The following is a 667-nucleotide window of genomic DNA, read 5'->3' as shown; positions in this document are numbered from 1 at the left end:
CCTCGAGGCCGGCCCGGACCGAATCCTGCCGCGTCGCGCCGCCCTCGACCGGCGGCAGCAGCTTGTCGGCGACCGAGGGCGACAGCTCGGCGCGGCAGGTCTCGAAGAACGCCGCCGCGTCGGCCGCGATCACCACCTGGATGCGGTCGATGACGGAATCGCCCCCGAGGGCGTCGAGGGTGCGGGTGAGGACCGCCTGCCCGCCGACGCGGTGGTATTGCTTGGGCATCCCGCCGCCGATGCGGATGCCGCGACCGGCCGCCACGACGACGACGGCGACGCTCGATCCGGGTTCGGACATGGCTGGGGTTCCGTCGTGCCGTGGCCGCGACCGCCTGCCATGCGGCCGGTCCGGGTCCTCAAAAATCTGCCTGTCGTTTAAGCGGGGGATGAAGCGAAATCAAATCGCGCGGTTCCCCGCCCGACCCCCGCCTTAGGGCTTGCATCGAACCGCTTTTGTCTATTTGTTGTGCAGAATGATAGCTGATCATTATTTGAGCGTCCTGCGAGGGGAGCGCTCGGTCGACCCAGTGGTGCTGCTGGCGCCGCTGTCGGGCGTCACCGACCTGCACATGCGCCGGATCGCTCGAGGCGCCGGCGCGAGCGCGGTGGTGTCGGAGATGGTCGCGGCCGCCGAGTTCGCCCGCGGGTCGGAGGAGGCGCGCCT

2 protein-coding genes are annotated in these 667 nt (G+C 70.0%); one reads left to right on the top strand and one right to left on the bottom strand.

Annotation, left to right across the window (positions count from 1 at the left end; genetic code table 11):
• Positions 1-301, bottom strand: a 301-nt coding sequence (locus tag FV222_RS28430) for a 2-C-methyl-D-erythritol 4-phosphate cytidylyltransferase (RefSeq protein ID WP_147816451.1), incomplete at its 3' end; no start/stop codon positions are given.
• A gap of 175 nt (positions 302-476) precedes the next feature.
• Between FV222_RS28430 and FV222_RS28425 the strand changes: the two genes are divergently transcribed.
• Positions 477-667, top strand: a 191-nt coding sequence (locus FV222_RS28425; protein WP_187277532.1) for a tRNA-dihydrouridine synthase, incomplete at its 3' end; no start/stop codon positions are given.

Source organism: Methylobacterium sp. WL103, from assembly GCF_008039885.1.
GTDB lineage: Bacteria > Pseudomonadota > Alphaproteobacteria > Rhizobiales > Beijerinckiaceae > Methylobacterium > Methylobacterium cerastii.
Note: the sequence above shows the minus strand (reverse complement) of the source record. Positions and strands in the feature narration are given on the sequence as shown.